Source organism: Thalassolituus sp., from assembly GCF_984348125.1.
Map to the genome: position 1 here is coordinate 15,967 of NZ_CFHJLR010000007.1, position 17,886 is coordinate 33,852.

Consider the following 17,886-nt stretch of genomic DNA (forward strand, 5'->3'; position numbering starts at 1 on the left):
ATGGCACATAAAAAATTGAACCTGCCGGAAAAGAACTGCGAATACTGCCTACGCCCTTTCTGTTGGCGGAGAAAATGGGCGCGTGACTGGGACAACGTACGCTATTGCTCACAGCGCTGTAAGCGCGCTGCTAAATCAACACCCGCTGCAAATCTTTGCGCCAGCGCGAGTGTGGAAGACGAGTTCTGATGCAAAAGACGACTCAAGTATTATGGCTGCGGAATGATCTGCGCCTACATGATCATGAAGGCTTTCGGCTGGCCGTCGAATATGGCGCGCCTCTCGCTGTCATCTATATCTTACCCGAGCACTGGCTGAATACAGATGATGATGGCATGAGCAGACTGGGGAGTGCCAAAGCACATTTCCTGCGAGCCTCATTGATTGATCTTCATCGACAGCTTGAAGATCAGACCATTAACTTCAATATGTATCATGGTCACCCAGTCGACATCATTACTCGACTCAGAGATGAACTGTGTGGCGACATAAGGCTGCTCACCTCGGATGCGCAGGCCCCTGAAGAACAAGAGTGGCTGGAAGCGGTTAAAGAATACGACATTGATCTGGTGACCTACGAAAGTCAGACACTCTTCAGTCAGGCACAAATGGCCACCTTACTGAACGACTTTCCTGCATCTTTTTCTAAATTCAGAAAAACGGTCGAAAAAAGACCAGAGCTTTTTTATATCCCTGAAAGCGCAGAAACAACCCGCCTTCACATCCATGAACAACCACTGAGAACCAGTGCCTCTATCAGCTGGCCAGGCAGCGAATACGCGGTTTCACTCGGCTGTCATGGAGGAGAAAGACCAGGGATAGAGTGGCTAAGTCGTTATGTGTGGGACGATAAAGCCATCACTCATTATAAAGAAACGAGGAACGCACTGACCGGTGAGAACTTCAGTAGTCGTCTCAGTCCGTGGCTTGCCTGGGGCTGTCTATCGCCGCGTTATATCTGGCATGAAATACTTAAGTTTGAAGCCAGCTATGGTGAGACAGAGCATACCTACTGGCTCAGATTCGAACTGCTCTGGCGGGAGTACTTCCACTGGTCAATGCGAGTGCATGGCGACCGATTGTTTGCACGCTCAGGAATCCAGAGAAAGAAAATCGAAGCTTCAGACAATAGTGTCCACTGGCAGGCCTGGTGTAATGCCAGTACGGGCGTCCCTATGATTGATGCAGGACTGCGCGAGCTAAGACATACCGGCTTTGTTTCAAACCGCCTGCGCCAGAATATGGCCAGCTACTTTATTCACCAACTTAAGCTGGACTGGCGACTGGGTGCCCGCTGGTTTGAGATGTATCTGTGCGACTTTGACGTTGCCAGTAACTATGGAAATTGGGCCTACCTTGCAGGTGTCGGTCACGACCCAAGACCCGTTCGTGAGTTCAACCTGAACAAACAGCTTCATCAATATGATCCAGAACTCAGTCATATCAGGCGGTGGTGCCCGGAAATAGAAGAGAATAGTCTGCAGGACGTTCTTGATCATCAGGCAGGAAGAAAACTTCTCGCGTCCTTCCCTCCGCCCGTCGTTACCGTACCGGCTTTTGATATTAAATCATGACGCAAATAGTATGGTTTAAGCGTGACCTGCGCTTACAGGATCACTCTGCACTCTGGCACGCTGCGCAATCGGGAACGGTACTGGCACTCTATATTTTTGAGCCTGATTACTGGCAATTGGATGACACCAGTCAACGCCAGTGGGCATTCACACGGGAAGCCCTGATCGATCTGAATCAACAACTGAAAAGGCTCGGTGGCGAACTCATCTGTATGAGCGGAGATGCGGTGCTTCGTTTTAATAAGCTGACAGAAGTTCTGAACATTCAGGGGATTCACAGCCATGAAGAAACTGGCAATCTCTGGACTTTCTCACGTGATCTGAAATTAAAAAAGCTACTTAAGAAATCCAATATTCCGTGGACAGAATACCCGCAGAACGGCGTGCGACGGCCTAACCGTAATCGCGATGACTGGGCATCCCACTGGAATCAATGGATGACGCAGACGCAATATCCAATACCCGATCACATTAATTTCCTGACCCTTGATCGAAACGAGAATTTTCTGAAACCCGAACAACTTCCAGAGCGTATTTCCTGCCAGCTGCCTTCTGTGCAGCAGCCGCAAAAAGGAGGGCGTGAAGAAGGTGTAAAAATACTCTCGGACTTTCTGAACCAACGCGGCGAATACTACCGTGGCTCAATCAGCTCTCCATTAACAGCAGAAAATGGCTGCTCACGGTTAAGCCCTTATCTGGCAGTGGGTTGCATCGGTATGCGCGAGCTTGTGCAGGCGGTTCGAAACCGGCGGCGAGCAGCGGAAGGGCGTTGGAAGGCGAGTCTGTCGGCATTTGAATCCCGGCTGTGGTGGCACTGCCATTTTATTCAGAAGCTCGAAGATCAGCCGGATATGGAAATTCAGAATCTTCATCCACTGACAGAGCAGCTCAACCGCCCTTTCGATGAGGAAAAATTCGAGGCCTGGAAAACAGGCAACACTGGCTGGCCGATGGTCGATGCCTCCATGCGCTACTTAATTGCCAACGGCTGGGTAAACTTCCGCATGCGTGCCATGCTGATTTCGATCGCATCCTACCCCCTAGCTCTGCCCTGGCAACCTGTGTCGCGCTATCTGGCATCTCTGTTTACCGATTATGAGCCGGGCATTCACTATCCGCAGGTGCAGATGCAGGCAGGGACTACCGGGATTAATATTCCGCGCATGTACAACCCTATCCTTCAGGCGCAACGACTGGATGCCAAAGGTCTGTTTGTACGTCGTTGGGTGCCCGAATTACAGCATGTCTCAGATCAATGGATCTTCGAGCCCTGGTTAATGCCACGAGCAATTCAGGAAAATTCACACTGTATTATTGGCGAAGACTACCCTGCTCCTCTGGTCGACTTCGCCGCGGCAACCCGACGAGCCAGAGCCGACCTGAAATCCGTTCGTGACTCTGAATTCTTTACCACTGCTCAGCTAATCGGTGAAAAGCATGGCTCGCGAAAGCGTAATTCAAGCCGACGAATGACAGGCAAAAAAAAGGCCCGCGATGCGGGCCAAATGACGTTGTTTTAAACAGCGAACTTTACAGGTCCTTCAACGCCGAAATTGTATCCTGCAGAACCTTCTTAGCATCGCCTGCCACCATGAGTGAGTTATCACGGATGAAGAGTTCGTTAGGAATACCTGCAAAGCCAGGTGACAGACCACGTTTAACAACAACGACAGTCTTAGCATGGTGTACATCAAGAATTGGCATACCGAAGATAGGTGAATTCGGATCTTCTGCAGCCGCTGGGTTAACAACGTCGTTCGCACCCAGAACAATCGCAACATCAGTCTGCGAGAATTCAGGGTTGATCGCGTCCATTTCTACCAGCTGATCGTACGGTACTTCCGCTTCCGCCAGCAGTACGTTCATGTGGCCCGGCATACGACCGGCAACCGGGTGAATTGCGTATTTAACTTTCGCACCCTGCTTCTCCAGCATACCAGCCAGTTCACGTGTCGCGTGCTGAGCTTGTGCAACCGCCAAACCGTAACCCGGAACAAATACAACGTTCTGAGCGCCATCAAGCAGCATCGCCAGTTCGTCAGCGGAAGAGAACTTCACTTTGCCTTCGTAGAAAGCATCGTTTTCTGAACGGCTTACGCCTGAGCTTTCAGACATAGAGCCACCGAACAGAACGTTCGTCAGTGAGCGGTTCATTGCTTTACACATGATGCTGGTGAGGATGATACCGGATGCGCCTACCAGAGAACCGGTAATGATCAGGCCATTGTTGCCCAGCACGAAACCCGCAGCCGCACCCGCCAGACCTGAGTATGAGTTCAGCAGTGCAACCACTACCGGCATGTCAGCGCCACCAATTGGCATTACCAGACAGATACCCAGAATCAGACACAGAACAATCAGACCCGCGATCAGCAGATCAGAGTTAACAGGATCGACCGCAGCAAAGTAAGCTGCACCCGCCAGCAGAGCTGCCAGGCTCAGTTTTACAATCCACTTGAACAGGCGGACCTGCTTAGCGTCGCCGATTTTTCCTTTTAGCTTACCAACCGCGATAAAAGAACCGGTCAGAGTCACAGCACCGATCAGAATCGACAGAATAACGGCGATAGACCAATCGTACGTAGGAACAAACTGACCCATCTCAGCCAGCTTCTGGCTTTCAAGGTAGTTAGCCGATGCCACCAACAGGGATGCACCACCACCGATACCGTTCAATGCAGCAACCAGTTCAGGCATGTCTGTCATTGCGACTTTCTTGGCGATAAACGCACCGATTGCACCGCCGATCAGCACACCAATAATGATGTATTCGTAGCTGACAACGTTATTGTCGAGCAGCGCAGCAATAATCGCCACCAGCATACCCGTTGCCGACATCTGGTTACCACGAACCGCTGTCTTTGGCTTGGTCATGCCTTTAATGCCGAGAATAAAGAGTACGGCGGCGACCAGATAACCGATGTTAATTACAGTTTCCATGAATTAATCGCCCCTTACTTCTTTTTAAACATGTTGAGCATGCGGTCGGTAACCATAAAGCCCGCCACAATATTGATGGTCGCCAGCGCGATCGCTGCAACACCCAGAACCGTCGACAGGACCGTCGTGTGCTCGCTGCCGCCAGAACTGATGATGGCACCCACAACAACAATGCCCGAAATAGCGTTAGTACCACTCATAAGCGGCGTGTGCAGAGTTGGCGGTACTTTGTTAATCACTTCCACACCAACGAATACAGCCAGCACAAAAATCGTGAGGCTCAGGATAAACATTTCCATAAGACTACTCCTTACGCGTTACCAGCCAGTTGAGCACTGAGCCCTTCGTGTTTTACTTCACCGTCTTCGGTTACCAGGGTAGCCGCGACGATATCGTCTTCCATATTTACAGACAGTTCACCTTCGTCCGCCATGTTCAGCAGGAAGGTAGAAATGTTTTTGGTCAGAAGCTGGGAAGCATGCACAGGAACACGACCCGGGTGGTCGGTATAACCGATGATCGTCACGCCATCGAGGTATACTTTGTCGTTCGCCACAGTGCCTTCGACGTTCCCGCCACGCTCTGCTGCCAGATCGACAATCACTGAACCTTTTTTCATGTAGTGCAGCATGTCTTTGGTGATCAGACGAGGAGATGGCTTACCTGGAATAGCAGCGGTCGTAATTACCAGATCTGCCTGAGAGATCTTGGTGGTCATCTGCTCACGCTGCTTACGATAAAATTCTTCTGATTTCTCGCTAGCGTAACCAGAGCTATTGCCTTCTTCCGTTTCAAGGTCGAATTCAACGAATTTAGCGCCCAGAGATTCAACCTGCTCACGTACTTCGGCACGCGTATCGTACGCTTCTACAACAGCACCCAGACGACGGGCAGTAGAAATAGCCATCAGACCGGCAACACCTGCACCGATGATGAATACTTTAGCCGGGTGGATGGTGCCCGCTGCAGTCATCAGCATCGGGAAATACTGAGGCAGAGCCATAGCGCCGGTCAGTACAGAACGGTAACCGCTGATTGCACCCATCGAGCTGAGTACGTCCATAGACTGTGCACGGGTTGTACGTGGAATAAATTCCAGAGCGAAAGAGCGTACTTTCTGTGCCGCCAGCTTTTCTACCATTGGCAGATTAAACCAGGCGTCCATCAGGCAGATCAGCGTGCTGTTTTCTTTCAGCAGAGGCAGCTCTTCTTCCTGAGGGTTGCGCACTTTCAGAATAATATCGGCTTGCTCATAAAGAGACTCTGCAGACGGGGCAATGCTTGCACCGCATGCACGATATTCTTCGTCACCAAAGTGTGCGCCATCGCCTGCACCCTCCTGAACAACGACTGAAAAGCCTTTGTCCAGTAGTGCCTGTATACCCGAAGGTATAATGGCAACCCGGGCTTCCCCAGGATAAATTTCCTTAGGTACACCAATCAGCATGGTTAGTACTCCTGTTAATTTAAATTTAAAGTCTGAAGTTTTTAAAACAAACAAGAGCCGCCTGCGGTCAGGTTACTGACTGCATAAGCGGCTTTTTTGTAAATATGGAATTAACTACATGAAACGTCTGTCAGCCAAAGGAACGGCGTTGCTCCTGTCGTTCCTGGTGGTGAGTTTCGCCTGAGGTCTCCTTGCCGGCGACTGCCTGCAACCCCAGAGTAGTCAGAGTATGACGACGAATATCCTGCAGCAGATGTGCGTTATCTACCAAAGATTCACCGTAAGAAGGCACCAGAGCCTTCAGTTTTGATTTCCAACCACCGTCCATACGCATACGGAAACAGCGCTCTAATACTTCGATCATAGCCTGGGCAGCCACGGATGCACCCGGAGATGCACCCAGTAACGCAGCCAGAGTACCGTCTTCAGCAGCAACCAGTTCGGTGCCGAACTCAAGCTTGCCGCGGCCTTTTTCATCTTTCTTAATAATCTGCACGCGCTGACCAGCATGTGCCAGCGTCCAGTCCTCTGCTTTAGCAGAAGGCAGGTATTGTTGGAGTGTTGCAACACGGTCTTTGTGTGACTGCATTACCTCGCTAATCAGATAGCGGGTCAGATCCATGTTATTCAGGCCTACGTCGATCATGGGTTTCAGATTATTAGCGCTGACGGATTTTAACAGATCTAGACGTGATCCTGCCTTAAGAAATTGCGTTGTGAACCCAGCATATGGCCCGAACAACAATGCAGGTTTGCCATTAATGATACGTGTGTCGAGGTGTGGCACCGACATAGGAGGTGCTCCAATGGCTGCTTTGCCGTACACCTTGGCATGATGCTGTTTAATTACATCTTCGTTCTGGCATACCAGCCACTGCCCTGATACCGGGAAACCGCCGTAGCCTTTACTTTCAGGAATGTCTGATTTCTGCAGCAGAGGTAATGCACCACCACCAGCGCCCAGGAATACAAATCCTGCCGTGATCGCTTCTTTCTTACCTGTGCTGCGATTTTTGATAGTAACGTGCCAGTTGTTGCCGCCGTTCTTTTTCAGAGCGGTAACTTCATGGCCAAGACGCAGGTCAAAACCATTTTTCTTTTCTAAGTTGGTAACCATGTTGCGGGTAAGAGAACCGAAATCAACGTCAGCACCGTAAGCAACGCGTGTCGCCGCAACAGGTTCTCCGTCAACGCGCTCATCCATAACGAGTGGCATCCACTCAGTCAGTGTCTGAGTATCTTCGCTGTACTCAATGTCAGCAAACAGGTGATGGTCTTTCAGCTTTTCGTAGCGCTTGCGCAGAAACTCAACGTTCTCTTTGCCCCAGACAAAGCTGATATGCGGCGTTGAATTAATAAATTGATCAGGTGACGGCAGATCGCCAGACTCCACCAGAGATGACCACAGCTGCTGTGAAATCTCGTAATTGGCATTGATAGTGAGCGCGCGTTCGATTGCAACGTCGCCATCGGCACTCTGAGGTGTGTAGTTGAGTTCGCAGTAGCCTGCATGACCCGTACCGGCATTGTTCCAGCCGTCTGTGCTTTCGGCTGCAACCTGATCCAGGCGCTCTACCATCAGGATATTCAACGAAGAATCCAGTTTCTTTAGTAATGTCGCCAGTGTTGTGCTCATTACGCCACTGCCCACGAGCAGTGCATCTACTTTATTCGTTGCCATCTTGATTTCTCCAGTAGGCGAAGATCATATTGTCCGATTAGCGCGGGTGTGCGCAGTGACTGCCGGGCTTGTGGCCCTGACTGTCTTAATATGTGCCTATGATACAACGAACGCTGAACAGCTAATCTGTATAGTTTTTTATTATAAGTATAAGTCAGAGCTTATAGATAAATGTTTGCGTATCCATACGGGTTATACGAAAGTCAGGTTGTGGACAAGCGGCAGCCTTACCCTGCCGCGGAGAGGAGATACTTTCAGGAGGCCTCGGCAGCGCCTTCGGTAGGTGGGTGGAAGCCTTCCTTCCCGTATAACTCTGATAACAACCTTGCTTCGCCATTCGGCTGCACCATACGCGCATGATGCCGCTGTAACTGACGCGGGTCTTCAACACCGCAGCTGTGTGCGATAACACCGACTTCGTTAACAAGAGTACGGACAAAGTGAGCGACTCGCTCCGCCTTGTCTGTTGGAACCAGACCACGCTGCAGCCTGGGGTCGTGGGTTGTAATGCCAGTCGGACAGGTGTTTTTGTTGCACTGCAGAGCCTGAATACAGCCTAGGGCGAACATAAAGCCGCGTGCCGACGTAACAAAGTCTGCGCCGACACAGATTGCCCAGGCCACCCGGTCGGGCGTGATCAGTTTGCCTGAGGCTATAACTTTTATCCGTGGACGTAATTCGAATTCATCAAGGGTATCCACAAGCATAGGGAGCGCCTGAGCCAGCGGTAGCCCCATGTAATCGATTAACGATTGCGGTGCCGCGCCGGTACCACCCTCAGCGCCATCTAAAGTAATGAAGTCGGGCGCACTGTCTTTGCCGCGCAGATGGATCTCGCGACACAGGTCCCTTATCCAATCATTGCCCCCCAGTACGACTTTAAACCCGGTAGGCTTACCCGTAATGTCGCGCACATGGTTAATCATATCGAGCAGATCACTGACTGAGCGGACTTCCGGCTGGCCATTAGGACTGATTGAGTCTTCCCCTACCGGGATATGTCGGATCGCTGCAATCTCTTCTCCGACTTTGGCGCCGGGCAGGATACCGCCTTTTCCGGGCTTGGCCCCCTGGCTCAGTTTGATTTCAAACATTTTCACCTGAGGACGATGTGCGATTTCTATCAGCTTTTCGTCGTCCAGCGAGCCATCTTCTTTCCGTACTCCGTACTTCGCGGTGCCAATCTGAAATACGATGTCGCAATCGCCTTCGAGGTGATACGGCGATAAGCCACCCTCACCGGTGTTCATCCAGCAGCCCGCTTTCTTCGCGCCCCGTGACAGCGCTTGTACCGCAGGTTTAGACAATGCGCCGTAGCTCATACCAGAGATATTTATCAGCGCGCTGGTGCTGTATGGGTTACGACAGTTTTTACCTATGGTGAGTACCTGAGACTCGCTCAGGTCTTTGCTTAATGAAGGAAATGGACTGTTGACGAACATCACGGTACCGGCGGTATCAAGGCGCCGGGTCGAGCCAAAAGCGACCGTTGTACTCAGATTCTTAGCTGCACGATACACCCAGCTACGATCTGCCCGGTTAAACGGCATTTCTTCGCGGTCCATGGCGAAAAAATACTGTCGAAAGAACTCGCCCAGGTGCTCGAACAGGTAACGAAAGCGTCCGATGACCGGAAAGTTCCGTCGCACCGTGTGCTGAGTCTGAAGGCGATCCGAGACATAGGCCCAGAGAAACCAGAGCGTACCGAGCAGAAGCCCACCCAGAAAAAGCGCCAACAGAGCAAGGACGCCCCAAGCGGCGGCATAAAAAATATCATCGGTCATGCAGAATCTCCTGTGTCTCCGCACAGGGTAAAACAGTCTACTGAGTCGTAAAAGTCACTTCATCAACAATCTTGGTGGGACAGAGAGTTACCCTTGAGGGAGCTCAAATCAGAGGCACAAAAAAAGCAGCCCGAGGGCTGCTTTCTGGTGCTGTGGCATGGCCAACTTAACCCCGGCTTCATGCCATTGGGGTGATGTTCTTTACGTTCTTCGCGGTGAAGTAAGCGAATCCACCATCGATATCTCCCACCTCGACCCGGTTCGGCGCCAGAGGTGAACTCTTGATCGCTGCGATATACAAGCCCTTACTCGCAACGAGGTTTTTATCGACATCGTTAAAATGCGGCTGGGAAAAAGCAAACGTCTTACGTTCACAACCCCGTTCTAATGTGAGAATCAGCTGAGCATCTGCAAGATCCGATGCGCGTGAAAAGTTTACGTAACTCACCTGATAACTCTGATCGAATTCAAAAAGGTACTGATCGAGTGTCTGACGGCTGATGCTCATGATGCTTATTACCTGTAGCAGTTCTGTCTGTGTACAGTCTTAGGTTTAGCTGGCGACGGGCGCCTTTTCCATCGCGGATAACAGAAAACTACACGAAACTTCCGGGTGTCATTTTTCCGTGTTTTCAGCATGAATGAAGAGAACAAATGGGAAAGTAAAGGTAGGAATGCTACCTATGACAGGTGTCAATTATCCGTTCTGATTCACACCCCGTTACGCGGGTGAGATTACCACTCAGCCGCGATGACCTCTAACGCCTGGCTTAAATTGGGGTACTGAAAGGTAAATCCACTGGTTAACAGTGCCGTTGGTAAGACTTTTTGCCCCTGCAACAACAACTCAGACATTTCACCGAACACCATGCCCGCAGCAAAGGCTGGCATGAGAAATAGTGTCGGGCGATGCAAGACGTTGCCGAGCGTGCGAGTGAATTCGCGATTGGTCGCGGGATACGGAGCCGTCATATTCACTGCACCACTCAAAGAATGCTTAGTGATGAAATCCAGTGCACGGATGTAGTCATCCCTGTGAATCCAGGAGATCACCTGATCACCGGACCCGATAACACCGCCCAACCCCAGACTGAAGGGCAACCACATCCTTTTCAGCATGCCGCCGTGCTGACCCAATACAATGCCGGTGCGCAACCAAACGACACGCTCAGAGATCTCCTGAAGAGCATCGGCAGCCTGCTCCCATTCGATGCAGAGATTGGCTGAGAACCCGGTGCCAGGCGCAGATGACTCGTTAAACGACGGTGTGGAGCCCGGAACGCTGCCGTAATAGCCAACCGCAGAACCGGACAACACCAACTCAAAATGCTGCCCTGAAGACTTCGCCCAACGTACAAGACTTTCGGTTAATGTTACGCGGCTGGCCCTGAGCTCGGCTTTACGGGACTCACTCCAACGCTTGTCCGCAATTCCCTCGCCGGCCAGATTGACCAACCAATCTATTTTGTCAGTCACCTCAGAGAAGTCTTTGACAAAACTTACCTCATCGCCGAGAAGCCTTTTACCTCTCGCGGGGTCACGGGACAGAACAGTGATCCTGTGCCCGTGCGATACCCAGTGGGGTACAAGCTTTGAACCGATAAACCCGGTACCGCCTGTGATCAGGATGTGTTTGCTCATGGCTCTATCCTCCTGGCCTCGGTGGCCACCTGGTTTACCGGTTTCGCTAATCAGAATTGATCAGCGGTCATACCCATCAGGCTGTCTTTACCCGTTTCGATTTCAGCCAGCAATGACAAAGTCTGCGGTAGTAGCTTATGCATGTAGAAAGCAGCAGTCTCTTTCTTAGCGCCATAGAAATCGGTCTCGGTCGACCCGTCTGCGAGTGCCTGCTCTGCGGTTGCCACCATACGGCTCCAGAAATAAGCAATCGCCGTGAGTGCAAACAGGCGCAGGTACGGCGTTGCAGCAGAACCTGCCTGCTCGCGGTCACCCATACCGTTCTGCATCAGCCACATTGTTGCTTTCTGCAGGCGACCCGTTGCTGCTTTCAACTCATCGCCGAAGGGTACGCCACCTTCAGTTTTGATGTAGTTATCCAGCATAGCGAAGAAGCTCTTCACTGCACGGCCACCGGCATGACCTAGCTTACGGCCTACAAGGTCGAGTGCCTGGATACCGTTGGTGCCCTCGTAGATACGGGTAATGCGCGAATCACGTACGAACTGCTCTACTGGCCAATCCTGAGTGAAACCAGAGCCCCCCATAAGCTGCAAGCCATCGTTTGCGCAGAAGAAACCTTCATCCGTCAGGAACGCTTTAACGATAGGTGTGAGCAGCTGCACCATATCATCTGCCTGCTGGCGCTCTTCTTCAGTAGCCGCTTTGTGTGCGATATCAAGCTGCATCGAAGTGAAGTAAGCCAGTGCTCGGCCGCCCTCAATGGTGGCTTTCTGACGCAATAACATACGACGCACATCAGGGTGAACAATAATCGGATCTGCCGCTTTCTCCGGTGCTTGTGGGCCGGCAAGAGAGCGAGACTGCAGACGCTCTTTGGCGAAATCACGTGATACCTGATAAGCCGCCTCAGCAATGCCCAGCCCCTGGAGACCCACCATCAGGCGCGCGCTGTTCATCATCACGAACATAGCCTGCAAGCCCTTGTGTGGCTCGCCGATCAGCCAGCCTTTAGCACCTTCGAAGTTCATCACACATGTCGCGGATGCTTTGATACCCATCTTATGCTCAAGGCCACCGCAGAACGCAGGGTTGCGTGAGCCGTCGTCCAGGAATTTAGGCACCAGGAACAAAGAAATGCCTTTAGAGCCACCCGGTGCATCAGGCAGCTTGGCCAGCACCAGGTGAACGATGTTGTCCACGAGGTCGTGTTCACCACCTGTAATCCAGATTTTGTTACCTGTGATCGCGTAGGAACCGTCCGCCTGAGGGTCGGCCTTAGTGCGAATCAGACCGAGGTCAGTACCGCACTGTGGCTCAGTCAGACACATGGTGCCCGACCACTCACCGCTGATCAGTTTTGGCAGATACTTCTCTTTCAACTCGTCAGATCCGTAGCTGGTCAGAGCGTTTACTGCACCGTGCGTCAGGCCTGGATACATGCCAAGAGACAGGTTTGCTGAGCAAACCATTTCTTCTGCCAAGGTGTTAAGTGTGTGTGGTAGCCCCTGACCGCCGTATTCCACTGGACCCGCGAGCGCTGTCCAACCAGCTTCAGCGAACTGGCGATAAGCATCGGGGAAGCCCTCTGGGGTTTTGACCGCTTTGGTCTCGGTATCGTAGTGGCAACCCTCGCGATCACCAGACGTATTCAGCGGAGCTAACACGTTCTCTGCCAGCTTGGCACCCTCAGTCAGCATCGCATCCATAATTTCTCGCGTTGCATCCTCGCATCCCGGAAGTTCTGGCAAGACAGTGTCGCCGTTCAGTACCTCGTAAAGTACAAACTGCATTTCACGGAGTGGAGCACGATAAGTCATGGTATTTCCTCAACATTCAATAGTTATACGGTAGTTATACACAATAGAATAAATTTGTACAACAGATAAAATACCGCCACAATGACTAAGTGCTTACCCCAGATTGTCTTGTATAACCTAGAGGTCTCGGGGTTACATCTTTGGATCGCAGACTAAATGGGCTACCCAGGATCAGAGTTATGAAGAAGATCGCCATCATAGGCGCAGGCGTTGCTGGACTGACCGCACTCCAGGCACTGAAGCAGCAAGACTGCTCTGTGACTGTTTTTGACAAGTCGCGAGGTTCAGGCGGCCGTCTCTCGAGCAAAAAATCCGGAGCATCCAGTTGGGACATGGGCGCTCAGTTCATGCGCGCGCACACTCAAGAGTTCAAGGCTCAGCTGAAGGCGTGGGAAGCCGATGGCTGGATCGCACACTGGGATGTTACTCCCTGGTCTATCAACGGTACGCAAAGAACGGCCTCGCCGGATGATGTTGACCGCTATGTCGGCATGCCCCGTATGACGGGTCTCAGCCGGAAGCTGCTAGAGTCGGCGGATGATTTCATCACGCAAACACGCATTGTCGAGTCCCGGTTTAATAGCGACCAACTCAACTGGTCACTGGTCGCTGAAGATGGTTCAGAATTTGGACCGTTCGATGAGCTCATTATCAACACGCCACCACAACAGGCCCTGCCACTCCTGCCAGCAGAATCACCGCTCATTGGGCAGGTAGACAGTGTTCATATGCTGCCTTGCTGGACACTCCTGTATGGATTCGACGAACCACTGGATTGTGCTTTCGATGCTGCCTTTGTGAAGTCAGGTCCTATTTCATGGATAGCCAGAAACAACAGCAAGCCCGGCCGTGACGCTCGCGAGACCTGGGTCATTCAGGCGAATCACGAGTGGAGCGAACGTAAAAAAGATGCCCCGCGCGAGGAAGTTCAGAAAGAACTGGAAGAAGCCTTCGCAATTGCGACGGGCTGCTCTGCTATTCCGACTGATATCTGGCTACATCGCTGGCTATATTCATTACCCAGCAATGCGCCGGGGCTTGGCGCCCTGCGTGACGAACGACATAATCTCACGTTATGTGGCGACTGGTGTCACAAACCTTCTGTCGAAGGCGCTTGGCTCAGCGGTCGTGCCGCCGCGAACATTATTACGGGAAACAAACCATGAGGGATTCTAAAACCGCTACCCTGCTGCTGGCTCATGGCAGTAGCGACGCTAACTGGCTCGCGCCTTTCTCTGACCTTCTGGCGAATATACGCAAAGGCCTGCAAGGTGAACGGGTAGAGCTTTCTTACATGGAGCTCGCAGAACCTTCCATGGAAGGACAGATCATCAAGCTTGCTGAAGAAGGCTTCGGCCACATTGATATCATGCCGTTATTTTTCGCTGCCGGACGCCACCTTAGAAAGGACGTGCCCGGCCAGATCGAAGCTCTGCAGACCACCCTCACCGAACAAGGACTGGAGGTCACCATTGAGCTGCACCCTCCCGTTGGTCTTGAGCCAGAAGTGACAGATGCTCTTCGCAATATCGTAATAAGGCAGGTCAACTCAGATCCGGCCTCTTCTGAATGATCCTCTACCTGTAATTGCGTATATGTTGCAGCGCTATAGCGCTGCAATACACCAGGCTGCTGACCTCTCTGCAGTTCAAGTTATACAAAAATTAGATTTCTTGTACAATTTTTATTGACTTGTACAAGAAACCCAGCGCAGAATGGACTTATACAAATAACTCTCAGGAGTTGTACATGGTTTATTCATCCGACGATAAAATCCCCGTAGGCATCAGTGCCTGCCTCACTGGTCAAGCTGTGCGCTTCAATGGTAGTCACAAGCGATCACGCTTCTGCACCGACGTTCTGAGCGAATATTTCAACCTCCGCCCGATGTGCCCTGAAGTGGCGATCGGCATGGGCACACCTCGCGAGCCTATTCGTCTGGTCAGTGACACGCCTGCAGACGAGAGTGTCCGAGCTGTGGGCGTTGACTCACCTGAAATCGATGTCACTGACGACCTCCGTTCGGAGGCCGTGAAGGTCAGTGCTCTCAATCAAGATCTCTGCGGCTTTATATTTATGCAGAAGAGTCCGAGCTGCGGGTTGTTCGGTGTAAAGCGCTACCTGAGAAATGGTCACCCTGAAGGTAAAGCGTCAGGTATCTTCGCCGGTGAATTCGCTCGCCTGAACCCACTTCTGCCCATCGAGGAAGCTGGACGCTTAAACGATGCAGCGTTACGTGAGAACTTCATGGTCCGCGTCTTCACCTATCGCGATTGGCAGCTGTTTACTCAAACAACGGTCACTCCCGCGCGCCTGATCGATTTTCATTCACGCTATAAGTATTTGATCATGGCTCACAGTACCGTGATGTACAAAGAGACCGGGCGGCTTCTTAGCGACCTCTCTGGAGACATAAAGGAGATTGCTGATGAATATTTCACTCTCCTTATGACAGCACTGGCTAAACCAGCGAGCCGCAAAACTCACACCAATACCCTGATGCACCTGCAGGGGTATCTGAAAAATCTAATCAGTGCAGCAGACAAAGAAGAGCTGGCGAGGATTATTCTGGAATATCGTCGCGGAATTATTCCATTGGTTGTGCCACTTACCTTGCTTAAGCATCACCTTAATCACCACCAGGAAGCGAACGCCTACGCACGACAGCAGGTTTATCTGAATCCGCATCCTTATGAATTGGGGCTGAGGAATACGCTGTGAATATGGCAGAGTGCGCAGGCTATCCGATACGTGAATTTGCACGCCTGACCGGGGTCAACCCAGTCACCCTCAGGGCATGGGAGCGCCGCTACGGCATCATTCAGCCTTTGCGAACGGCTAAAGGTCACCGCTATTACACCGACGATCATGTCACTCAGGTGAAGTCGATCCTGTACTGGCTTGATCAGGGTTACCCAATTCGTCAGGTAAAGCTATTACTCAACGAGCCGCCGGCCCATCCATCGTCGCCATCTGATGAGTGGGACGACATTAAAAAACGGCAGCTGGCCGCTGCCCGTGATCTTAATTCCCGGGCGCTGGATGATGAATGGAGTAACGGTCTGGCAAGTTATCCGATGGCCGTTTATTACGAACGCTGTCTAGTCCCTGTTATTACTGAACTTCAACAAGACAGCAACGGCACTCTGATCCTCAACGCCTATACCCATTTGCTGCAGCGCAAACTCGCACAACTGATACAGCTCCAACAAAAGCATGCGGAAGGCCCGGGGCTGCTTATGTGCACTAACCACGAACAGGCAGAACTCCATCTTCTTGCCGCATCTTATGCCCTGGGAGCCGCCGGATTCCGACTTGAGTACTTTGGCGTGAATCTGAATCCGGATGACATACGTATAGTGTCAGACATGCTGGATTTCTCCTGGGTGTGGGCACACGTTCACCCGACGGGTCATGACGAACAGGCTTTATGGCAAAGCCTTTCAGAGAAATGCCGGATTCCGGTTTACTTTTCGGGCGCCATCCCCGACGACACAGACGAAGCACAGGCACTGCAACAACCCATGAGTAAGCAGATACAGACATTCATCCAACACGCCGGAGGCCGCTCATGACCCGCCTCATGTGGTTCAGAACCGACTTACGTGTGCTCGACAATCCTGCACTGATGCACAGCCGCCGAGATGACGAGGAAGCAACGCTGGCTATTTACTTTGCGACAGAAAAGCAGTGGCAGCAGCACGATCTGGGAGATCGCAGAACGAACCTGATGAAACAGGCTGCCTGTAACCTCCGGGAATCGCTCGATGAATTGGGTATCCCGCTGCTCATTGTAGAGAAAGATACTTTTGCGGAAGCCAGCGAGGCACTGCAGCACATTATCAGAACCTACGATGTCTCAGAGCTGAACTACAACCTCGAATACGAAGTTAATGAGCGCCATCGGGATATAGAGCTGGGTCAGTGGTGCAAAGCGAGTGATGTGCAGGTGAATAAATTCCATGATCAGTGCATCGTTCCTCCGGGTGATCTGAAAACCCAGAATAATGACCCATATCGTGTGTATTCGCCTTTCCGCAAAGCCTGGCTGCGCCTGAAGAAAGACTACATAGAATCACCGTCTGCGGCTCCGCAACAACAGGACATGCGCACCATCAGCCACGACATACGTGACCACTGGGCGGAGAAAAGCTGGACGCCGGACTACAACAATGACGCCCTGTGGGACCCAAGTGAAGACGCCGCACACGAACAACTCAAAGAGTTTCTGGATAAAGATGGTCTTCAATATCACGAACAGCGCGATATTCCGGAATTAGATGCGACCAGTCGCCTCTCTTTCTATCTTGCTCTTGGAGTGCTGTCGCCACGTCAGTGTATCTACACCGCCTGGCAGCGTAACGGGTGTTTACTCAGTGGTGGAGAGACTGGTCTCGACAACTGGATTAATGAACTCGTATGGCGTGAATTCTACCGACACCTGATTGTGGCCTATCCTGAGCTATGTAAGCACCGTGCTTTCCGCCCGGATTACGAGAATATTCCATGGAGAGACAGCTCTGGAGATTTCGAGCGCTGGTGTAACGGTGAGACGGGCTACCCTATCGTAGATGCAGCGATGAAGCAGCTTCTGGAACAGGGCTGGATGCACAACCGACTGCGTATGGTGACAGCGATGTTCCTGACTAAGCACCTGCTGATTGACTGGCACAGGGGCGAGAAGTTTTTCAGCCAGCATCTGGTCGATGCTGACCTCGCGTCGAACAATGGCGGCTGGCAGTGGAGCGTCTCCACCGGCGCAGATGGTGCTCCCTATTTCCGGATATTTAATCCTGTGACGCAATCTGAACGGTTTGATGAACAAGGGCACTTTATTGCCCGCTACCTGCCAGAGCTGAACAATCTGTCACCGAAAGCACGACACTTTCCGGATGACAAGGCCCGAAAAGCCTGCGGTTATCCTGAGGCAATCGTAGATCATAAAGCAGCGCGGCAACGTGCGCTGGACACATTCAAAAGCATGGAGAACTGAGGCAAA

Annotated in this window: 16 protein-coding genes; 8 read left to right on the plus strand and 8 right to left on the minus strand. The window is 51.7% G+C overall.

The features are described 5' to 3' along the window. The 3 genes from AC5E51_RS06730 to AC5E51_RS06740 are packed head-to-tail and all read left to right on the plus strand — an operon-like array spanning position 1 to position 3,094. Positions 1-189: a DUF2256 domain-containing protein gene (locus tag AC5E51_RS06730; RefSeq protein WP_491778346.1), complete on the plus strand. Its 189-nt coding sequence runs from the start codon at positions 1-3 to the stop codon at positions 187-189. Further along, positions 189-1,574, plus strand: a complete 1,386-nt coding sequence (locus AC5E51_RS06735) for a DASH family cryptochrome (protein WP_490364037.1) — start codon at positions 189-191, stop codon at positions 1,572-1,574. The genes AC5E51_RS06730 and AC5E51_RS06735 overlap by 1 nt, the downstream gene beginning before the upstream one ends. Beyond that, positions 1,571-3,094: an FAD-binding domain-containing protein gene (locus AC5E51_RS06740; RefSeq protein WP_491778347.1), complete on the plus strand. Its 1,524-nt coding sequence runs from the start codon at positions 1,571-1,573 to the stop codon at positions 3,092-3,094. The genes AC5E51_RS06735 and AC5E51_RS06740 overlap by 4 nt, the downstream gene beginning before the upstream one ends. A gap of 10 nt (positions 3,095-3,104) precedes the next feature. Here AC5E51_RS06740 and AC5E51_RS06745 read toward each other — a convergent pair whose 3' ends face one another. The 8 genes from AC5E51_RS06745 to AC5E51_RS06780 all read right to left on the minus strand — a co-directional run bounded on the left by AC5E51_RS06745 (position 3,105) and on the right by AC5E51_RS06780 (position 12,887). Continuing rightward, positions 3,105-4,514 carry an NAD(P)(+) transhydrogenase (Re/Si-specific) subunit beta gene (locus AC5E51_RS06745; protein ID WP_076515265.1) on the minus strand — a complete coding sequence of 470 codons (1,410 nt, stop codon included), beginning with the start codon at positions 4,512-4,514 and terminating at the stop codon, positions 3,105-3,107. Between the two features lie 14 nt (positions 4,515-4,528). Next, positions 4,529-4,813 (minus strand): NAD(P) transhydrogenase subunit alpha part 2, encoded by a 285-nt coding sequence (locus AC5E51_RS06750; RefSeq protein WP_068438061.1) that lies wholly within the window; start codon positions 4,811-4,813, stop codon positions 4,529-4,531. A gap of 11 nt (positions 4,814-4,824) precedes the next feature. Continuing rightward, positions 4,825-5,961: a Re/Si-specific NAD(P)(+) transhydrogenase subunit alpha gene (locus tag AC5E51_RS06755; RefSeq protein WP_076515268.1), complete on the minus strand. Its 1,137-nt coding sequence runs from the start codon at positions 5,959-5,961 to the stop codon at positions 4,825-4,827. Positions 5,962-6,091: 130 nt separating this feature from the next. Further along, a complete protein-coding gene (mqo, locus tag AC5E51_RS06760) occupies positions 6,092-7,642 on the minus strand; it encodes a malate dehydrogenase (quinone) (protein WP_491778348.1) in 1,551 nt (516 codons plus the stop codon). Positions 7,643-7,896: 254 nt separating this feature from the next. Then, complete coding sequence (locus tag AC5E51_RS06765; protein WP_068439223.1) at positions 7,897-9,426, minus strand: FMN-binding glutamate synthase family protein; 1,530 nt, start codon at positions 9,424-9,426, stop codon at positions 7,897-7,899. A gap of 178 nt (positions 9,427-9,604) precedes the next feature. Next, on the minus strand, positions 9,605-9,934 hold the full coding sequence (locus AC5E51_RS06770) for a hypothetical protein (RefSeq protein ID WP_068434966.1): 330 nt from the start codon (positions 9,932-9,934) through the stop codon (positions 9,605-9,607). A gap of 227 nt (positions 9,935-10,161) precedes the next feature. Next, positions 10,162-11,067 (minus strand): TIGR01777 family oxidoreductase, encoded by a 906-nt coding sequence (locus AC5E51_RS06775; RefSeq protein WP_488046676.1) that lies wholly within the window; start codon positions 11,065-11,067, stop codon positions 10,162-10,164. Positions 11,068-11,117: 50 nt separating this feature from the next. Then, positions 11,118-12,887: an acyl-CoA dehydrogenase C-terminal domain-containing protein gene (locus AC5E51_RS06780; RefSeq protein WP_068439228.1), complete on the minus strand. Its 1,770-nt coding sequence runs from the start codon at positions 12,885-12,887 to the stop codon at positions 11,118-11,120. 179 nt (positions 12,888-13,066) lie between these two features. Between AC5E51_RS06780 and AC5E51_RS06785 the strand changes: the two genes are divergently transcribed. The 5 genes from AC5E51_RS06785 (at position 13,067) to phrB (ending at position 17,880) form a co-directional block, all read left to right on the plus strand. Further along, the gene (locus tag AC5E51_RS06785) at positions 13,067-14,053 is read left to right on the plus strand and encodes an NAD(P)/FAD-dependent oxidoreductase (protein ID WP_068439230.1); all 987 of its coding nucleotides are present in this window, start codon (positions 13,067-13,069) and stop codon (positions 14,051-14,053) included. Beyond that, on the plus strand, positions 14,050-14,460 hold the full coding sequence (locus AC5E51_RS06790) for a sirohydrochlorin chelatase (protein WP_068439232.1): 411 nt from the start codon (positions 14,050-14,052) through the stop codon (positions 14,458-14,460). Before AC5E51_RS06785 ends, AC5E51_RS06790 begins: the two co-directional genes overlap by 4 nt. Before the next feature lie 176 nt (positions 14,461-14,636). Next, positions 14,637-15,608, plus strand: a complete 972-nt coding sequence (locus AC5E51_RS06795) for a YbgA family protein (protein WP_068439234.1) — start codon at positions 14,637-14,639, stop codon at positions 15,606-15,608. Between the two features lie 2 nt (positions 15,609-15,610). Next, the gene (locus tag AC5E51_RS06800) at positions 15,611-16,462 is read left to right on the plus strand and encodes a MerR family transcriptional regulator (protein ID WP_491778349.1); all 852 of its coding nucleotides are present in this window, start codon (positions 15,611-15,613) and stop codon (positions 16,460-16,462) included. Beyond that, positions 16,459-17,880: a deoxyribodipyrimidine photo-lyase gene (gene phrB / locus AC5E51_RS06805; RefSeq protein ID WP_491778350.1), complete on the plus strand. Its 1,422-nt coding sequence runs from the start codon at positions 16,459-16,461 to the stop codon at positions 17,878-17,880. Before AC5E51_RS06800 ends, phrB begins: the two co-directional genes overlap by 4 nt. Positions 17,881-17,886: the final 6 nt, after the last annotated feature.